The sequence below is a fragment of the Herbaspirillum lusitanum genome, assembly GCF_026127345.1.
GTDB classification, from domain to species: domain Bacteria; phylum Pseudomonadota; class Gammaproteobacteria; order Burkholderiales; family Burkholderiaceae_D; genus Herbaspirillum; species Herbaspirillum lusitanum.
The window spans coordinates 73,526-91,893 of record NZ_QXFG01000002.1; the positions used below are offsets into that span (position 1 = coordinate 73,526).

General features: G+C 63.5%; 13 protein-coding genes. 12 read left to right on the forward strand and 1 reads right to left on the reverse strand.

Annotation, left to right across the window (positions count from 1 at the left end):
* The first annotated feature begins 390 nt into the window (after nucleotides 1–390).
* Entirely contained in the window at nucleotides 391–2,994 is a 2,604-nt protein-coding gene (locus DXT88_RS00635) for an autotransporter domain-containing protein (RefSeq protein ID WP_265210987.1), read from the forward strand.
* Between the two features lie 30 nt (nucleotides 2,995–3,024).
* On the opposite strand, the gene DXT88_RS00640 is transcribed toward DXT88_RS00635, so the two are convergent.
* On the reverse strand, nucleotides 3,025–4,560 hold the full coding sequence (locus DXT88_RS00640; RefSeq protein WP_265210988.1) for an FAD-dependent monooxygenase: 1,536 nt from the start codon (nucleotides 4,558–4,560) through the stop codon (nucleotides 3,025–3,027).
* 322 nt (nucleotides 4,561–4,882) lie between these two features.
* On the opposite strand from DXT88_RS00640, the gene DXT88_RS00645 reads away from it, so the two are divergent.
* The 11 genes from DXT88_RS00645 to DXT88_RS00695 all read left to right on the forward strand — a co-directional run bounded on the left by DXT88_RS00645 (nucleotide 4,883) and on the right by DXT88_RS00695 (nucleotide 18,363).
* Nucleotides 4,883–5,485 (forward strand): sugar O-acetyltransferase, encoded by a 603-nt coding sequence (locus tag DXT88_RS00645; protein WP_050977701.1) that lies wholly within the window; start codon nucleotides 4,883–4,885, stop codon nucleotides 5,483–5,485.
* Nucleotides 5,486–5,566: 81 nt separating this feature from the next.
* The gene (locus DXT88_RS00650; RefSeq protein WP_265210989.1) at nucleotides 5,567–7,333 is read left to right on the forward strand and encodes a diguanylate cyclase domain-containing protein; all 1,767 of its coding nucleotides are present in this window, start codon (nucleotides 5,567–5,569) and stop codon (nucleotides 7,331–7,333) included.
* Nucleotides 7,334–7,718: 385 nt separating this feature from the next.
* Nucleotides 7,719–8,666 (forward strand): TauD/TfdA dioxygenase family protein, encoded by a 948-nt coding sequence (locus DXT88_RS00655; RefSeq protein WP_265210991.1) that lies wholly within the window; start codon nucleotides 7,719–7,721, stop codon nucleotides 8,664–8,666.
* A gap of 105 nt (nucleotides 8,667–8,771) precedes the next feature.
* Nucleotides 8,772–10,322 carry an ABC transporter substrate-binding protein gene (locus DXT88_RS00660; protein ID WP_265210992.1) on the forward strand — a complete coding sequence of 517 codons (1,551 nt, stop codon included), beginning with the start codon at nucleotides 8,772–8,774 and terminating at the stop codon, nucleotides 10,320–10,322.
* Between the two features lies 1 nt (nucleotide 10,323).
* Nucleotides 10,324–11,241, forward strand: coding sequence for an ABC transporter permease (locus tag DXT88_RS00665; protein WP_265210993.1), 918 nt, complete (start codon nucleotides 10,324–10,326; stop codon nucleotides 11,239–11,241).
* Nucleotides 11,234–12,151, forward strand: a complete 918-nt coding sequence (locus DXT88_RS00670) for an ABC transporter permease (protein ID WP_265210994.1) — start codon at nucleotides 11,234–11,236, stop codon at nucleotides 12,149–12,151. Before DXT88_RS00665 ends, DXT88_RS00670 begins: the two co-directional genes overlap by 8 nt.
* On the forward strand, nucleotides 12,151–13,167 hold the full coding sequence (locus DXT88_RS00675; protein WP_265210995.1) for an ABC transporter ATP-binding protein: 1,017 nt from the start codon (nucleotides 12,151–12,153) through the stop codon (nucleotides 13,165–13,167). Before DXT88_RS00670 ends, DXT88_RS00675 begins: the two co-directional genes overlap by 1 nt.
* Nucleotides 13,164–14,234 carry an ABC transporter ATP-binding protein gene (locus DXT88_RS00680; protein WP_265210996.1) on the forward strand — a complete coding sequence of 357 codons (1,071 nt, stop codon included), beginning with the start codon at nucleotides 13,164–13,166 and terminating at the stop codon, nucleotides 14,232–14,234. Before DXT88_RS00675 ends, DXT88_RS00680 begins: the two co-directional genes overlap by 4 nt.
* Before the next feature lie 41 nt (nucleotides 14,235–14,275).
* Nucleotides 14,276–15,439, forward strand: coding sequence for an acyl-CoA dehydrogenase family protein (locus tag DXT88_RS00685; protein ID WP_265210997.1), 1,164 nt, complete (start codon nucleotides 14,276–14,278; stop codon nucleotides 15,437–15,439).
* Between the two features lie 10 nt (nucleotides 15,440–15,449).
* A complete protein-coding gene (locus DXT88_RS00690; RefSeq protein ID WP_265210998.1) occupies nucleotides 15,450–16,916 on the forward strand; it encodes a hypothetical protein in 1,467 nt (488 codons plus the stop codon).
* A 25-nt stretch (nucleotides 16,917–16,941) separates the two neighbouring features.
* A complete protein-coding gene (locus tag DXT88_RS00695; protein ID WP_265210999.1) occupies nucleotides 16,942–18,363 on the forward strand; it encodes an LLM class flavin-dependent oxidoreductase in 1,422 nt (473 codons plus the stop codon).
* The last annotated feature ends 5 nt before the right edge of the window (nucleotides 18,364–18,368 follow it).

An 18,368-nucleotide genomic window follows, 5' to 3' on the forward strand; every position in this document is an offset into this window, starting at 1 on the left:
CCCCCGCAAAACAGAGGCATGCGAATGAGGCCGGTTTTGAGCGTCCATCCGTGGCATGACTTTCCGTCGGTTTCTTGATCGCTTTTCGTCGATTTGTCCGGCAAGAGTCACCAGCGGTGTAGCGCATTTGGGCTACATACCGGATGGGAGTTTCTCTATAGCCTGTACCAGCTATGCAGCGCGCATTTCTGCTGTCGCTTACAAGACAAAAACATGAACCACAATCAAAAACGATCATCCAGGGGAATGCATGTTCAACTCGGCAACAAGGGCGCCGCACGTCGCTTTCTTTCGTCGTGGCGATTGACCTTGGTATTGCCATCGCTATTGAACTCACTTGGGCGACGTGCACGCATCGCGGCAAAAGCAGCATGGCCAAGCGTCATCGCGTTGACGACGTCACTCCTGCTGTTGATGCCGGCGAGCTGGTTCAATCCGGCCTATGCGGTCGGGCCGCCGATTACGATATCGATCGGAGCCGTCAATCTGCAGCGCGGGCTTGCCGCCACTTTGCAGGCGACTGCCAGTGGCGGCACTGCCCCCTATACATACGCGGTTACCGGCGGTGCGTTACCGCCGGGCCTGAACCTTGCGGCAGCTACCGGCACCATCTCCGGGATACTTTCCGCCGCCGGTTCATATTCGTTCACGCTTACCGCCACCGACAGCAACAATTTCACCGGCGCGCAAGGGTTCGGCGGCAACGTCGGTGCGGGTGCACCGGTGACCGCCAACAGTGGAGCAGCGGTCGGCTACGGCAGCAGCAATAACAGCATCCCGGCGTCGACTACCGGCGGCACCCCGACTGCCCTGAACATCATCACGGGAGCGGCGCACGGCACGGCAACACCCAACGGCGTCAACGCATTTACCTATACCCCGACCCCCGGCTACAGCGGCACGGATACCTTCAGCTACACGGCGACCAATGCTATCGGTACGTCGAATGTAGCGACCGTCACTGTCACTGTCGGTGCGCCAACGATCGTGATTACGCCATCGACGACATGGTTTGCCACGCAAGGTGCGAGCTATACCCAGACGCTGACCTGGAGCGGTGGCGCCGCACCCTACAGCGCCATCACCGTGACCGGCTTGCCGACGGGATTGACCTTCTCCACGACGTCGGCGAGTGCGACGATCTCTGGCACGCCGACACAGGCGGGAAGCTTCTCCGTGACGGCATCGGCAAACGACAGCAGCATGCCGACACCGATCCCCAAGGCGCAGAATTTCACGCTGACCGTCAGCGCCGGCGTTCCGGTGGCGGTGGCCGACAGCATCAACACGCCGGCGAATCAGGCCGTGACTATTCCGGTCACGGCCAACGATAACGGGGCCATCACCACGGTTTCGGCAGGCGCATCTGCGCACGGCACAGCCATCGTCAATGGGCTGAACGTGCTCTACACGCCTGCCGCCAACTATGTCGGCACCGACAGCTTCACCTACACCATCACCGGACCGGGCGGCACGTCCGCGCCGGCTACGGTGACCGTCACCGTGACGTCGCCGGGCGTACCGAGTTCAGCGGCCCAGACCGCTACCGTACAAGCCGGGCAAGCCGTCACGCTGCACGTCGGCGCGACGGCCGCCAACGGTCCGGTCACGGCCGTCACGATTGCCGGCGTACCGGCATCCGGCTCCGCAGTGGTGAGCGGTACCGACATCATCTATACGGCGGCGGCAGGATTCAGCGGCAGCGTGCAGTTCAGCTATACGCTGACAAATGCTTTCGGCACATCCGCACCGGTCATCGTGAACATCACCGTCGCCGCACGCACCAATGCCGCCAACGATATCCAGGTCAAGGGGTTGGTCGCGGCACACGGCCAATCCGCCAGTCGTTTCGCTACGGCGCAGCTGGGCAACTTCAGTCGCCGTCTGGAAAGCCTGCACGGCGACGGCTGGGCGCGTTCCAGTTTCGGCCTGGGATTTGCACAGCCGGTCGCGCCGGCCAAGCCGCTGCTGGCGCAATGGAACGAGGACGAAGTCGATCGCGTGGTCGGTGCACCCTTGCAGACAGGCATGCGCAAAGTGGGTTGGCCATTGCTGAGTCAGGCCGGCAAGTCCGACGCGAAGCCGCTCACCCCCAACGGCAAGGATCTTGATGCCTTGCCTGAACTGCCGAACAAGACCACCAATAGCGCCAGGCAGGAGTTGTCGCTGTGGATCGCCGGCACGGTCGACTTCGGCCAGCGCAACGCCAGTGGCCAGCAGGAAGGTTTCCGCTTCACCACCAACGGCATCAGCATGGGCGCCGACTATCGTCTGAGCGATCAGCTGACCATCGGCACCGGCACCGGCTACAGCCGCGACCGCAGCGACATCGGCGAAAACGGCAGCAAGAGCGTCGGACAAAGCGTGGTGGCGACGGTGTACGGCAGCTTCCGGCCGACGCCAAATATCTTTGTCGACGGCATGCTCGGCTACGGCGTGCTCAACTTCGACTCGACGCGCTATGTGACGGATGACGGAAGCTTTGCCACCGGCCGGCGCGGCGGCAATCAACTGTTCGTCGCGCTGTCGAGCGGCTATGAATTCCGCGGCAACAGCTGGATGTGGTCACCCTACGGCAAGCTCGACCTGGCCTCGACCACGCTGGGGCAATACACCGAAGCCGCCGCCGGCACTAATGCGCTGACCTATTTCAAGCAACGCGTGCGCACCAGCAGCGGCACGCTCGGCCTGCGCACTGAAGGCCAGTACCTGAGCCGCGCCGGCATGTGGACGCCGCGCGGCCGCATCGAATATCGTCGGCAGTTTTCCGGTGCGGGCGAAGCAGGGATTTCGTATGCCGACCTGGCGTCGTCGGGGCCGGCATATGTGATCCGCTCGGACGACAGCTTCACCGGCAACTGGACTGCCGGGATCGGCATGCGCCTGCTGCTGGCCGGCGGTACGTCCTTCATCGTCGACTACAGCAGCAATCTGAACGTCGGGCAGGGACGCTACTCGTCAATCCTGTTCGGGATCAATATGCCCTTGCGTTGAGGGAATCTGAAAGAGCGCTTGCAGCTTCTTTCAAAACCACCGCGCAGCGGCCTGAGCAACTTGCTCAGGATCCGCAGCGCCGTCGCCGGCCCACGCGACGATGCCGTCCGGCCGCACCAGCAACGCACTCAGGCCGAGCTTGTCGCCGGCATCGCTTGCGCAATACGTGATGCGCTCGCTCCAGTGGCGCACCGTGGATTGCAGTGAGGCATCAGTGCCGAAATCCAGCAGCAGACCTTTGCCGTTGCGAAGATGCTCGCCGAGCCGGCTGCCGTCGGCCAGCATGAAATCTGGCGCGCTGCGGCCGACCAGCGGATGCTTGTCACCGAGTTCATAACGCAGCGACAAGCCCCAGACCCGTTCGGCGAAATAGGTCGCGCCGTCGCGTGTGCCGATCAGATCGCGGATGACGGCGGCCAGCGCGCGCGAACTTTCGCCCGGACGCATGAGGCCGACCTGCGCGCGCGACCAATCAAGTATTCGTGTACCCACCGGATGGCGTTCTGTTTCATAGCTGTCGAGTAATCCATCGGGTGCGTCGCCGCGGATGGTGGCTGCCAGCTTCCATCCGAGGTTCATCGCGTCGCCGAGGCCGAGGTTCAGCCCCTGGCCTCCCAGCGGCGAGTGGACGTGCGCGGCGTCGCCAGCCAGCAGTATGCGGCCCTCGCGGTAAGTCGCGGCCTGGAAGGCGCGGTCGGTCCAGGTCGCGGCGAGCCTCAGCGCCGTCACGTTGAGGGCATCGACGCCGGAAATGCGGCGCAACACCGACTCCACATATTCCCGCGTGATCGGTTGCGTGCGATGAAAAGCGCCACCGTCGAAGTCGACCATGGCGACGGTGCCAGGCGGCTGGAAGGTATACATGCCGGTGGCCGTGTAGTGGCGGCCCGGAGGCAGCAGTTGCGGATCTGCCAACGCGACTTCAACTGAGTAGCCGGTGAACTCCGGTTCGGTGCCGGCAAATTCAAAGCCGCCGATCTTGCGCACCGTACTGCGTCCGCCGTCGCATCCGACCAGCCAGCGCGCACGGAACGTCTGACCGCCGGCGTGAATGTCCACATGTTCATCCGACTGCCGGAGACCATCCACGCCGGCGCCGCGCATGATCTCCACACCCATCGTTAGCGCGCGTGCGGCCAGCACTGATTCGAGGTGTTGCATGTCGGTGGCGATGCCGGCATCGGTCGGACCGGGAAGGTGAGTCGGCCACTTCGAGCGATCGACCTGATCGAGGTAAAACTGCATGCCGGCGAAGTGGCCGCCGGCGCGACGTGGTTGTTGCATCCAATGCGGCGTGGAGGCTGAGGCGTTGGCTACAGGCGAGGGCGCCTTGACGGCGTCCAGCAGGCCGCGCCGATGGAAGGCTTCGACGGTCGGAATCGACAGGCCACGTATGCCGAAGGGCAATTGCTTCAGCGGAGATTGCGGATTGTCGGTCTGCTCCAGCACCAGCACCGATACGCCGGCAAGACGCAATTCGCAGGCCAGGAACAAGCCGACCGGACCGGCGCCGGCGACGATGACATCATGGATGGAGGGGGCGACGGTACGGGATGACGCGTGCATGAATGGCTCCTTGGTGGTCGTTCGACCGGGGCGGGTTCGTTGTCTTGAGAACCACACGGACGAACAGAAAGCGCCTGATGGCGCCGATGTTCGTCGTGGGACTCATGCACGGGCATGGACAGAGCTTCCTTGTTGACGGAAGGACCTGGGCTGGACCACACCAAGTCTGCCTTTTTCGACGTGCGTAATATAGCCGCCGGACGGGCGACGTGCAAGCTGCAATATTTTTTACATGGGCTGCATCTGGAGGATGAAGGACGTCTTGCGCCATGCCGCTACAATTGCCGGATGTTCAACCAACAGTGCACCAGGGAACCAGCTAATGGCGAACCACGACCGCATCAAGATCATTCCAAGGCGGACACCGGAATCGGCAGCCATGGTGGCAGCCGTGAAAAGGGCAATGACAATCACCGCGACGCTGAATCGCCTGACGTTCAATGACACGGAAGAAGTGCGCGCGGTCTTCAGCGATCTTATCGGAAAGCAGGTCGACGATGGCTTCAATCTGATCCCGCCTTTTCACACGACCGGCGGCACAGATATCGCCATTGGCCGCAATGTGTTCATCAATCAGAATTGCACCATCTATGATCTGGGCGGCGTCCACATCGGCGACGATGTGATGATAGGGCCGAACGTGAGCATCATCACCAGCGGCCATCCGCTTGAGCCTTCCCGCAGACGTGATTGCGTCGTCGCAAAACCGATCAGGATAGAGAAGAATGTGTGGATCGGCGCCGGCGCAACGATTATCGGCGGCGTGACAGTCGGCGAAAACGCTGTTGTCGGGGCCGGTTCGGTCGTCACACGGGACGTTCCGCCGGATACCCTGGTTGGAGGAAATCCGGCCAGAGTCATTCGTTCGATCGCCAGCGAAAAAAGACGCGCCGCCGCTTCAGTTTTCCCGCCCGGGAGCCGATAAAGCAAAAGGGGAACACCGTCCGCAGGGGATCATGCGATGACGGAAACATCAAAACAAGCAGAAAAAATCAAGGAACGGCACATGATCCACCTACTTCGCTCATCATCGTCGCTGGCGAAGGTGTTGGTGTTGCCGTTCATCGGACTGATCCTGCTGGTCTCGCTGCTGGTCGGCGGGCTCTCTTATTTTGCCGGACGGCATGCGGTGGTGTCGGTGGCCGAGCAATTGCTCGACCAGACTGCAGATCGCGTGGCGCTGACCGTCGAGCGCCACATCGACGGCGCCGCCTCGGTACTGGAATCAGCCTTTCCGCGCGGCATGCCGGCGGCAACCGATCTCAACGCCGACCTCGACAACCTGCGTTCGCGCTTCTGGATTTCGACTTCGCTGCATCCTGAACTCAATAATTACGTGTTCTACGGCAACCGCAGCGGCGACTTCGTCGGCCTGTTCCGCTACGCTCTCGACGACGCCGAACTGCGCGTCAAGCGCGCCACCACCGGTTATCGCAGTGCCTACCGCTTCACCAGCATCGACGGCCAGCTCAGCATGCCGAAGAACGACGCCACCGACTTCGATCCGCGCGCGCGGCCGTGGTACGTCGCCGCCCGGCACAGCGACCGCGATGTCTGGAGCGACATCTACATCAACTACTGGGACAAGGACCTGGTCGCCACGCGCGCGCGCCGCGTGCTATCGAAGAACGGCCAGTTCGAAGGCGTGGTCGCCACCGACGTTTCGCTCAAGGCGCTCAATGATTTCGTCAGGGGCTTGCATGTCAGCCGCCATGGCGAAGTCTTCATCATGGAATCCAACGGCCGCCTGATTGCTTCCTCCAACGGCGAGAATGTCTATACCGAACAGCAAGGCAAGATCGACCGCCTGCGCGCCGAGAGCAGCCAGAGCCTGATCATCCGCAACGCCTATTCAACGCTGCAGAAGCATCTCGCCGAAATCGAAAACGTGGGCGGCGCCGACACCACGTTCACCTTCAACGGCCAGGACGGCGAGCTGACCTACGCCGCCTATTCATGGGTACGCGACGGCGCCGGCCTGTCCTGGGTCGCGGTGGTGGCGGTACCGCGCAGCGACTTCCTCGACACGCTCGACCAGAACGCGCGCTGGACCGTGGTGATCGCGGTGCTGGCGGTGGCCATCGCGCTGGCGCTCGGCCTCAGCGTCGTGCAGTGGGTGGTGCGCGACGTGCGCCGCTTGTCACGCGCGGCGGCACGCATTGGCAAGGGTCAGATGAACGTCGCGCTGAAGATCGAGCGGCGCGACGAGATCGGCCAGCTGGCGCAGAACTTCATGGAAATGCAGAGCGAGCTCAGCACCGACAAGTTGACCGGCGTCACCAGCCGCGCGGCGGTGTTGCGCTACCTCGACGCGGCGGTCCACAAGCGCGGCCGCCGCGCCGCCGAATTGTTCGACAAGTTCACGGTGATGTTCATCGACCTGAACCGCTTCAAGGCGATCAACGACAAGCTCGGTCATGAATACGGCGACCTCACGCTGATCGAAGTCGGCCAGCGCCTGCGCACCGTCATGCGCGACGACGACGTGGTGGCGCGCTTCGGCGGCGACGAATTCGTGCTGGTGTTCTGGGGGATCGCCGACGCCGCCTTTGCCGACAAGGTGCACCGGAAAATCGAAGCCGTGCTGGCGCCGCCGCTGGTGTGCCTGCAGGATGTCGAAGGCGCCAACGGCATGACGGTGGGCGCTTCCGTCGGCGTGGCCTTCTATCCGCAGGATGCGCAGGACGCCGAGACATTGATCAAGCTGGCCGACCAGGGCATGTATGAAGACAAGGCGGCCGGTCGCAAGGAAGGGCAAGAGCCGCGTCGCTGATGAACGCTGCCATTGCAGAAAAAATGTGCGAATAAAAAGCGCTCCGGTGTTCCGCCGGAGCGCTTTTTTAATGTGCAGAAAGCTTGCTGCAACGTCGTATTCCACAACAAAGCGAAGGTCGTAAACCGCATACCCATATTCGTTTCTGCACCACCTCTGCTGGATCGGAGGAAACGCAACAATCCCTTCTAAAGTTATACGAAATCGTTCTTGGACTCGGACGATTTTCACTTCCTATAATCGCCTTCACCCCATCGCATCCTACCCGGACTGTAGGGATGCACTTCTCCATACCTGAAGAGCGCGAGCGTTATCCGTTGCGTTGAAAGTATGGACCATGAATCCATTATTCCCGTTGCCGCGCGCAACCTCGCATGGAGAAACCATGAACGCGATCACTCATAACACCGTCCCGACTTATCAACGCATCAGCGTCAAGCCATTGGCCGTGCACATCGGCGCAGAGATTTCCGGCGTCGACCTGTCGCGTCCGCTGGCATCCGAAGAAATTGCCGAAATCCGCGCTGCGCTGCTGCAGTGGAAAGTGATCTTCTTCCGTGACCAGCACCTGAGTCACGCCCAGCACGTCGCCTTCGGCAAGCAGTTCGGCGACCTCACGTTGGGACATCCGGTGTTCGGTTACGAGCCCGGCCATCCGGAAGTCTATTCAGTCGGTCGCGACCGTTTCAAGAGCCGCTTCGACGGCGCGCGCCTGGTGCGTCCCTGGACCGGCTGGCATACCGACGTCACCGCCGCGATCAATCCGCCGGCCGCCTCCATCCTGCGCGGCGTGGTGATTCCGCCGTATGGCGGCGACACCCAGTGGACCAACCTGGTGGCCGCCTATCACGGACTGTCGCCGGCCTTGCGCGCCTTCGTCGACACCTTGCAGGGCGAACACAAGTTCACGCCGCCGGAAGGCAACAAGGCCAGGCAGGAGTTCGTCAGCAAGGTCGCCGCCACGCCGCTGATCAGCCATCACCCGCTGGTGCGCGTGCATCCCGAGACCGGCGAAAAGGCCTTGTACGTCAGCCCGTCCTTCCTCAAGAACATCGTCGGCCTGCATCCACGCGAGAGCGAGCAATTGCTGGCGCTGCTGTTCGAACACGTGGTGCGTCCCGAGTACACCGTGCGCTTCAAATGGGAAGAAGGTTCGCTGGCATTCTGGGACAACCGTTCCACCGCTCATCTGGCGCCGGTGGACATTTACGACACCGAATTCGAGCGCCAGCTGTACCGCATCACGCTGGTCGGCGACGTGCCGGTCGGGCCGGACGGCAAGCCCTCGGTGAGCATCGAAGGCGAACCGGTGGCGGCGCACAGCGTCGAGTAACTCCAGGTCATCGGCGACGGCCTGCGTGAGCGCGGGCTGCCGTTCATTTTCCATTTATTTGTCTACAACAAACAGGGCGCGACAGCGTCACGAGGGAGTTTTTGCATGGTGTTTTCCAAAGTCATCAAGGCCTTGCTGGCCGGCGGCGTATTCGCCGCATCGCTACTGGCGTCCGGCGTCGTTCACGCCACCACCGACAAGCCGGCGGTCGACCGCGACACGTTGGTGGTCGGCGTTGAAAAGGAGTTCCAGAACCTTGACGGCCTGGTGACCATCAGCGGCGATTCGCTGCGCTACGGCTGGCAGATATACGACACGCTGTACGGCTTCGACCTGGAGGGAAAGATCGTGCCGCGCCTGGCCACCAGCGTGACGATTTCTCCCGACTCCAAGGTGTTCACCTACAAGCTGCGCAAGGGCGTGAAGTTCCACAACGGTACACAATTCACCTCCAGGGACGTCAAGGCCTCGGTCGAGCACATCCTCGATCCCAAGAGCAAGAGCACGCGCCGTCCCTACTTCGCACCGATCGTCGACAGCATCGAGACGCCGGATCCCTACACCGTCGTCTTCAAGCTGAAAGTGCCGGACGGCGCCTTCCAGAACAAGGTCGCCGGCTACCTGTACATCCTGCCCGGCGACTACCTTGCCAGCCTGGCCAATCCGGACGCCTTCGCCCAGGCGCCGATCTCGCTCGGACCTTACAAGGTCAAGCGCTATGCGCCCGGCGGCAGCGAACTGGTGCTGGAACGCTTCGACGATTTCTGGGGTGAAAAACCGAAGATCAAGACCCTGGTCTTCAAGGCCATCACTGAACCGGTCAGTCGCGTCAACGCCATCCTGCGCGGCGAGATCGACGTCGCCGTGGTGCTGCCGTTCCCCGACTACGACCGCCTGAAGAAGGAAGCCGGCCTCGACGTGATTTCGTCGCCGGTGGCTTCGCCGCTATATATCCGCGTCTACACCGACGATCCGGCATCGCCGTTCTCCAAGCGTGAAGTGCGCCAGGCGCTGAGCTATGCGATCGACACCAACGCCATCATCAAGAGCGTGCTGCACGGTGTCGGCGAGCCGCTCGGCACCTTCATCTCCAACTACTATCCGTACGGTGCGAAGAAATCGATCAAGGCCTATCCCTACGATCCGAAGAAGGCCAGGGAATTGCTGGCCAAGGCAGGCTATCCGGGCGGTTTCGAAACCACGCTGAACATCCAGGGCGACCTGCCGAAAGAATTGTCGGAAACCGTTGCCGCCTACTGGGGCCAGATCGGCGTCAAGGTCAAGCTCAATCGCCTGACCTACGCCGCCTTCCAGCGCCTGAACAATACCCACGCCTCCGGTCCGTTGGCCCTGTCGCAATTCACCAATGCCCTGTATGACCCGATCCATCCGGTCGGCGGCGCGTTCTCCAAGGACGGCTCGTGGTCCAACTACAACAATCCGGAAGTCGAGGCCTTGCTGCAAAAGGTCAACAGCGTCTCCGGCGCGCAGCAGCGCGGCGAGATTTTCGAGCAGGTCGGCCAGATCCTGCATGACGACGCCGCCGGCTTCTTCCTGTCGGAGTACTTCTACATCTACGCCAAGAAAAAGAGCGTGCAGTGGGATGTGCAAAAGGGCTCCGGCTTCCTGAACTTCCGCACGGCAGGCTGGAAATAACATGCCGGCTTTCCTGCTGCGCCGTATCGGCTCCGCCCTCGTCACCTTGCTGCTGATGTCGGTGCTGATCTTCGTCATGGTGAGAATGGTCGGCGACCCGGCGCACCTGATGATGCCGCCGGAAGCAACGGAAGCCGACCGCGCGCTGTTCCGCGAACAGCTCGGCCTCAACGATCCGGTGCCGGTGCAGTACGCGCGCTTTCTTTCGACCATCGTGCGCGGCGACTTCGGCAACTCCTTCCACTTCGGCGTGCCGGCATTGAGCATCGTCGGAGACAGGCTCGGACCGAGCCTGTTGCTGACCTTGAGCGCGCTGGCGTTTGCGATTTTCACGGGCGTGCCGCTGGGCATTGCGGCGGCGGTGAAGAAGGACGGTTTCGCCGATCAGTTCTCGAAGATTTTTTCCGCGCTCGGCCAGGCCGCGCCGCCGTTTTTCTTTGCACTGCTGTTCATCCGCCTGTTCTCGGTCGGCCTCGGCTGGCTGCCGACCGGCGGCTACGGCAGCTGGCAGCATCTGGTGCTGCCGGTGATCGCGCTGGGCTGGTATTCAGCCGCCGGTTTGTGCCGGCTGACGCAGGCCAATCTCACCGCGGTGCTGCAATCGGAGTACGTCAAGATGGCGCGCATCAAGGGCGTGCCGGAACACGTGGTGGTGCTCAAGCACGCGCTCAAGAATGCGGCGCTGCCGGTGATCACCTTCGCGGCGTCGCAGTTCGGCATCCTGATCGGCGGCGCGGTGTCGATCGAGGCGGTGTTCTCGTGGCCCGGCTTCGGCAGCCTGATGGTGGAATCCATCAACCAGCTCGACTTCACCGTGGTGCAAGCCGCCGTGATCGTCTCCACCTTGCTGTTCATCGTGATCAATTTCACGGTGGACCTGTTGTACGCCCTGATCGATCCGAGGATTAGCCATGTCTGACGCCATCATCCAACACGCTCCATCGCTGCCGCAGTCGCAGTCATCAGTGCCTGCAGTACGTTCGCCCCGTCCCGCATGGTTGCGCTGGACGCGGCACTGGCAGTTCCATCTGTCGGTGGCGGTGCTGGCGGTGGTCATCGTCTCGGCTGCGCTGGCGCCGTGGCTGACCGCCTTTGATCCCAACGGCATCGACCTCGGCAGCGCCTTGCAGGCGCCATCGCCGGCGCACTGGTTCGGCACCGACCAGCTCGGCCGCGACGTCCTCAGCCGCACCATGTTCGGCGCCCGGCTGTCATTGTTCATCGCGTTCTGCGCGGTGTTCCTGGCAGGTTGCGGCGGCACGCTGATCGGGATTCTGTCGGCCTATTTCGGCGGCTGGATCGACAGCGTCACGATGCGCCTGGCCGACATTCAATATTCCTTGCCGCCGGTGATCCTGGCGATGGTGGTGATTGGCGTGATCGGTCCCAATACCGCCAACGTCATCATCGTCGTCACCATCGCCAACTGGGCGCGCTTCGCCCGCGTGATCCGCGCCGAAGCGCTCAGCATCAAGCACCGCGACTACGTGCTGCTGGCGCGGCTGGCCGGCGCTTCGCCATTGCGGGTGGCCTTGCGCCACATTCTGCCGAACGTGCGCAATACCTTCCTCGTGTTGCTGACGCTGGATATCGGCCTGATCATTATTCTTGAAGCCGCGCTGAGCTTCCTCGGCCTCGGCGTGCAGCCGCCCGATCCGTCGTGGGGCACCATGATTTCCGACGGCCGCGGCCAGCTTGAACACGCGTGGTGGACCTCGGTCATGCCCGGCATCGTGATGATGCTGACGGTGCTGGCGGCCAACCTGGCGGGCGACCATTTACGTGATGGAGCAGGATCGGGAACGCGCCTGATCGGCGAGGCGGACTGATGGGCGCGGCGGATATCCGTAATCGCGAAGTCCTGAGCAAGGAAGTGTTGAGGGTCAGCGGCCTGACCTCCGACATCGCCACGCCGGGCGGTCGCGTCAAGGTGGTCGACGGCATCAGCTTCGGCCTACGCGCAGGCGCGACATTGGGGTTGGTGGGCGAGTCCGGTTCGGGCAAGAGCATGACCTGTCTGTCCATCCTCAACCTGTTGCCGGCATTCGGCCGTGTCACCGGCGGCTCGGTGCTGTTCAAGGGCGAGGACCTGGCCACCAAATCCCCCGACCAGATGCGCAAGATCCGCGGCGGCCAGATCGGCATGATCCTGCAGGATCCGATGACCTCGCTCAACCCGCTTTACCGCATCGGCGACCAGATCGGCGAAGTCTTCAAATACCACCACGGCGAGCGCAGCAAGCGCAACCGCTGGCAACGCGCCATCGACGTCATGAAGCGCGTGCACATCCCGGCGCCGGCGCAACGCGCAACGGCTTATCCACACCAGTTCAGCGGCGGCATGCGCCAGCGCATTTCGATCGCCATCAACGTTGCCTGCCAACCCGACCTGTTGATCGCCGACGAGCCGACCACGGCGCTCGACGTCACCATCCGCCAGCAGATCCTGCGCCTGCTCAAGGAAATCCAGCGCGAGCGCGGCACCGCCATCATCCTGGTCACGCACGACCTGCACACGGTGTCCAAATTCTGCGACGAGGTGGCGATCATGTACGCCGGCCGCATCGTCGAACAAGGTCCGGTGGCGCGCATCTTCGCCAGGCCGGCGCATCCTTATACGCGCGGCCTGCTCGACGCGACGCCGAAGATCAGCGCCGACATGGCGCGCCTGCAGGAAATCCCCGGCCAGCCGCCGGCCGCCGGCCAGCACGGCGGCGGTTGCCGTTTCGCGTCGCGCTGCACGCGCGCTGCAGCGCTGTGCAAGGAATCGTATCCGCCGCTGGCCGCCACTGATAGCGACGGACAGCATCAGGTGGCGTGCTGGTATCCGCTGGAGGCAGCATGAGCAATGAATTGAAAAACGTCTTTATCGAAGTCAGAGACCTGAAGAAGGACTACCAGGTGCGCCGCCATTTCCTCGCGCGTCCGGCCACGCTGGCGGCGGTGGCAGGGGTATCGTTCACGATTGAGCAGGGCGGCACCTTCGGCCTGGTCGGCGAATCGGGCTCGGGAAAATCGACCATCGCCAAACTGATCATGGGCGCCGAGCGTCCAACCTCGGGACAGGTCGTGATCGACGGCCATCGCTTCGGCGCACAGGCATCGGCAAGCGAAGACGCGTGGCGCTACCGCACTCTGCAGCCGGTATTGCAAGACCCTTACGGCGCGCTCAATCCGCGCATGAAAATCGGCAACATCATCGCCGAGCCATTGCGCATCCAGCGCTGGAAACAATGGAGCCGCCACGCCGGCAAGCCGGCCGTGGAAGGAAACGCCCCCGCGCTTGCCAACAGCGATGCCTACGCCCGCCGCGTGGCCGAGCTGCTGGAACGGGTCGGCCTGCGCGCCGACTATGCCGAGCGGCTACCCGACGAACTGAGCGGCGGCCAGCGCCAGCGCGTGGCGATCGCCCGCGCCTTGGCCCTGGAGCCGCGCATCCTGGTGCTGGACGAGCCGGTGTCGGCGCTCGACGTCTCGATCCAGGCGCAGGTGCTGAACCTGCTCAAGGACGTGCAGGCCGAACTCAGGCTGACGTACTTGCTGATCTCGCACGACCTTGCCGTGGTGGCCTACATGAGCACGCAGATCGGCGTGCTCTACCTCGGCCAGTTCATGGAGATCGGCAGCAAGGAGCAGGTCGTCAATCGTCCGGCCCATCCTTATACGCAAGCGTTGATCGCGGTGTCGGATCCAGACAGCGGGCTCGACGACGACGTCGTGACGGGAGAGATTCCGTCGCCGCTGAATCCGCCATCCGGCTGCCCCTTCCATCCTCGCTGCCCGCGCGCCGACAGCCGCTGCACCGAGAGCAAGCCGCTGTTGCGCCAGCTCGGCCCGGCGCACTGGGCCGCCTGCCACTACGCCGAGGCGGCGGTACAGAACACCGACATCGCGAGCGCCATCGCCGCGTAAGCGCACCGACGCTCATCCACATATTCATATCAGGAGATCCCATGGCAAGCCCCCACACTATCCTCGAGCGCGATGAATTCCGCACGCTCGACCAACTCGCGCGCACCGACTTCCGCGCCTGGAGCATCGCGCACGAGCGCGACGGCAAGCTACCGGTCGAGAACCTCACACGCATCCATGAGCTGGGCCTGCTGCACGCCGCGGCGACCAGCAACAACGGGGGGCGCGACGGCAGTCTGCTGGGCCGCGATCCCGGCGTTTTCCTGCAGGCGGTGCGCACCATCGCACGCGGCGACAGTTCGACCGCGCACTGTTACCAGGTGCATAACCACACACTGTGGCTGCTGGAAGAACTTGGCACGCCGCAGCAGCGCGAACGCTTCCTGCAACCGCTGACGTCCAGGTTCAGCCTGCTGGCCTCGGTCGGCAGCGAGCCGGGCCGCACCAACATGTACGTGATGCAGACCAAGGCCAAGCGCGTCGACGGCGGCTGGCAGCTCAACGGCGTCAAGAATTTCGCCACCAACGGACCGCTGGCCGACTACATCGTCGCCTTCGTGGCGATCGACGGCGTCGACGATTATTTCAAGAACCACATGATGGTGATCCTCGAGCCGGACATGCCCGGCATCACGCTCAGCGACGACTGGTACCAGCCACACGGCATGCGCGCCGCGCGCAGCTCGGTGATCACGCTGCATGATGTATTCGTGCCCGACAGCCATGTGCTGGGAGAGCCGGGTTCTTATCCCAAAGGTCGCTGGCAGGGCCGTTATCACCTTGGTTTCGCGGCAAATTACCTGGGCGCGTCGGAAGGTCTGTACGGCTGGTATCTGGACTACATCAAGGGGCGTGGCCGCGCCGCCAATGCCATTACGCAGCTGCGCACCGGCGAGATGCGCATCACGCTCGACAGCGCCGCCGCCCTGTTCAACGTCGCCATCGAGAGTTGGCAGAAATCCGACGTGGTGGCGTCCGAACTGATTTCCATGAGCGCCAAGTCGGCCGCGGCGCATGCTGCCTTCAAGCTGACCCAGACCGTGGTGCATGCCTCCGGCGCGACCGCGCAGTTCGACGAACATCCGCTGGGACGCTATATCCGCGATCTGGAAACCCACGTGCTGCATGCCGGTCACGACCGCACCGCGCAGATCCTCGGCCAGGCAGAACTGGGTGAGCAGTTCGACTCGACCTTGCAGCGTTAGTCATCTTGCCGTGAACCGACTCGCCGACAAATTGCCGCTGACCGCCTCCTTGCCCGGACTGTCGTTCGGCAAGCGCGCAGTGTGGTCGACGCTGGCCCTGAGCTCAGTGGCGCTGGGCGTGTTGTTGCGCGACCTGCTGGCGGGACGCGAACCGGCAATCTGGTTCGGCTACGCCGCCGATCTCGGGCTGACGGTGTATCTGCTGTGCGAGGTGCATGTGCTGGCGCGCATCGTCAAGGCCACCGTGTGGCTGACCTTGCTGCTGGCGCTGGCGGCGTTGGTGTCGTGGCCGTCCGGCTGGCAGGTGGTGGCGCAGGGACTGGATCGTTCGACCACGGTGGCGGCGATTCTGGCGGCGATGGGCTTCATGGTGGAAGCGGCGCGTACCTCGCCGCTGATCCGCCGCGTCGGCTACACCGTGATCCGGCAACCGAAGTCGCGCCGCTATGTCGTGCTGACCACCGGCACGCATCTGCTGGCGATCGTGCTCAACGTCGGCGCGATCAACTTGCTGGGCAACATGGTCCGGCGCAGCAACACGTTGGCGGCCGCCGGCGGCGACGCGCAATTACAGGCGCAGCGCCTGCGCGAATCGTCGGTCGCGATCATCCGCGGCTTCGGCACGATGGCGATGTGGTCGCCGCTGTCGATCGGTTTTTCGGTGGCGCTGGCCTCGGTTCCGACCTTGCACTGGCAGGAATTGCTGCCGTACGCGATGGCCTTGTCGCTGAGTTACCTGCTGCTCGGCTGGTTACTGGACGGGGTGCATTGGAAGACTGCTGCGGCAATTAAAACGATATCGCCGCGTGCCGACTGGCGCGCCGTCAACGGCTTTGTCACATTGATCCTAGTGGTCATCGCCGCAGCATTGACGGCGGCGTTCTTGCTGCATGCCAGCGTCAGCGACGGCGTGATGCTGGTGGTGCCGCCGGTGGCCTTGCTATGGCTGCTGCGCCAGTACGCGCGCGCCGGTGCGTCGTCAGCGTTGGCGCTCACGGCGCGGCGCATGCGGCAGCGCCTGTTCCAGATTTTCCCAGGCTTTCGCACCGAGATCTGCATGATCGCCTCGGGCGCCTTGCTCGGCACGCTGCTCGGCCACGCGCTGCACTTGCAGGCGATCCCGGCTGTGCTGGCGCAGGCGGCCTTGCATCCGGTGCTGCTGGCCGGCTTGCTGCTGCCGGCGATCATCGCGGTGGCGCAGCTTGGTGTCGGCGCGGTGGTCGGCATCGGCATCGTCAGCGCGGCGATTCCCGATCCGGCCTTGCTGGGGTTGAAGCCGGTGGTGCTGGCTTTCGTGTTCCTGTCGAGCTGGGTGCTGGCCGGCGGCATCACGCCTTACGGCGCCACCATCGCCATCATGGCGCGCGCGGCCGATGTGCCGGGACGCATCGTCGCGCTGCAATGGAACGGCCGCTTCACGCTGGCCGGTTACGGCGTGAGCCTGGCGTGGTTTGCAGCACTGCAGGCGTGGACATGAATACCAATTTCACTACGAGGATGACATGAGTAAAAAAACCGGCAAGGAAATCAGGATCAACGCCTTCGTGACGTTTGCGCCCAGTCATTTGTCGCCGGGCTTGTGGTCGCATCCGCAAGACAAGTCGCTCGACTACAACACGCTGGAGTTCTGGAGCAACCTGGCGCGCGTGGCCGAGCAGGGCAAGTACGACGGTCTGTTCTGGGCCGACGGCATCAGCACCTACGACGTCTATGGCGGCTCACACGACGCCGGCATTCGCGGCGCCTTGCAGTTCCCGCGCCTCGATCCATTGCTGCTGGTGGCGGCGATGGCGCAGGTCACCGAGCATCTCGGCTTCGCCGTGACCAGCAGCGTCACTTATGAGCCGCCGTATCTGTTCGCGCGGCGCATGTCGACGCTCGACCAGTTGACCAAGGGACGCGTCGGCTGGAACATCGTGACCAGCTTCGGCGACTCCGGCAGCAAGGCGCTCGGGCTCGGTCCCAGCAAACCGCACGATCTGCGCTACGAGATCGCCGACGATTACCTCGACGTGGTCTACAAGTTGTGGGAAGGCAGCTGGGAGGACGACGCCGTCAAGCGCGACCGCGCCAGCAAGACATTCGCCGATCCGTCCAAGGTGCATGTGATCCGCCACGAGGGACCGCATTACCAGATCGAGGGCGTGCACTTCAGCGAGCCGACGCCGCAGCGCACGCCGCTGCTGTACCAGGCCGGTTCGTCGGGACGCGGCAAGGACTTCGCCGCACGCCATGCCGAATGCGTCTTCGTCAGCGCGCCGTCGAAGAACATCATCCGCGCCTCGGTCGCCGACACGCGCCAGCGTGCCGCGCAACTGGGCCGCAATCCCGCCGACATCCTGTTCTTCATGTTGCTGACCGTGATCGTCGGCCGCACCGAGGCCGAGGCCAAGGCCAAGCTCGACGACTATCGCCGCTACGTCAGCCCGGAAGGCGCACTGGCGCTGTTTTCACGCTGGAGCGGCGTCGACCTGGCCGGGCGCGACGTCAACGAGCCGCTGCAATACAGCAAGAGCGAAGGCATGCAGTCGACCATCGAGGGCTTCACCGTGGCCGATCCGGACCGCGTCTGGACCATCGGCGAGCTGGCGCAGCACAACGCCATCGGCGGCAAGGGGCCGGTGCTGGTCGGCACGCCGGAACAGGTCGCCGACATCATGCAGGAATGGATGGACGAGACCGACATCGACGGCTTCAACCTGAGCTACACGCTGCTGCCGCAAAGTCATGTCGACTTCGTCGAGCTGGTGGTGCCGGAGTTGCAGAAGCGCGGCGTCTACAAGACGGAATACCGCCCCGGCACCCTGCGCGAAAAACTCTACGGCGCCGGCGCGCGCCTGCCTGATACGCATCCGGCGGCGGCGTTCCGGCGCGGTGCGGATGCGGCGCAAGACATTGCCGCTGCCGCTGCGGAAATTGAATAACATCA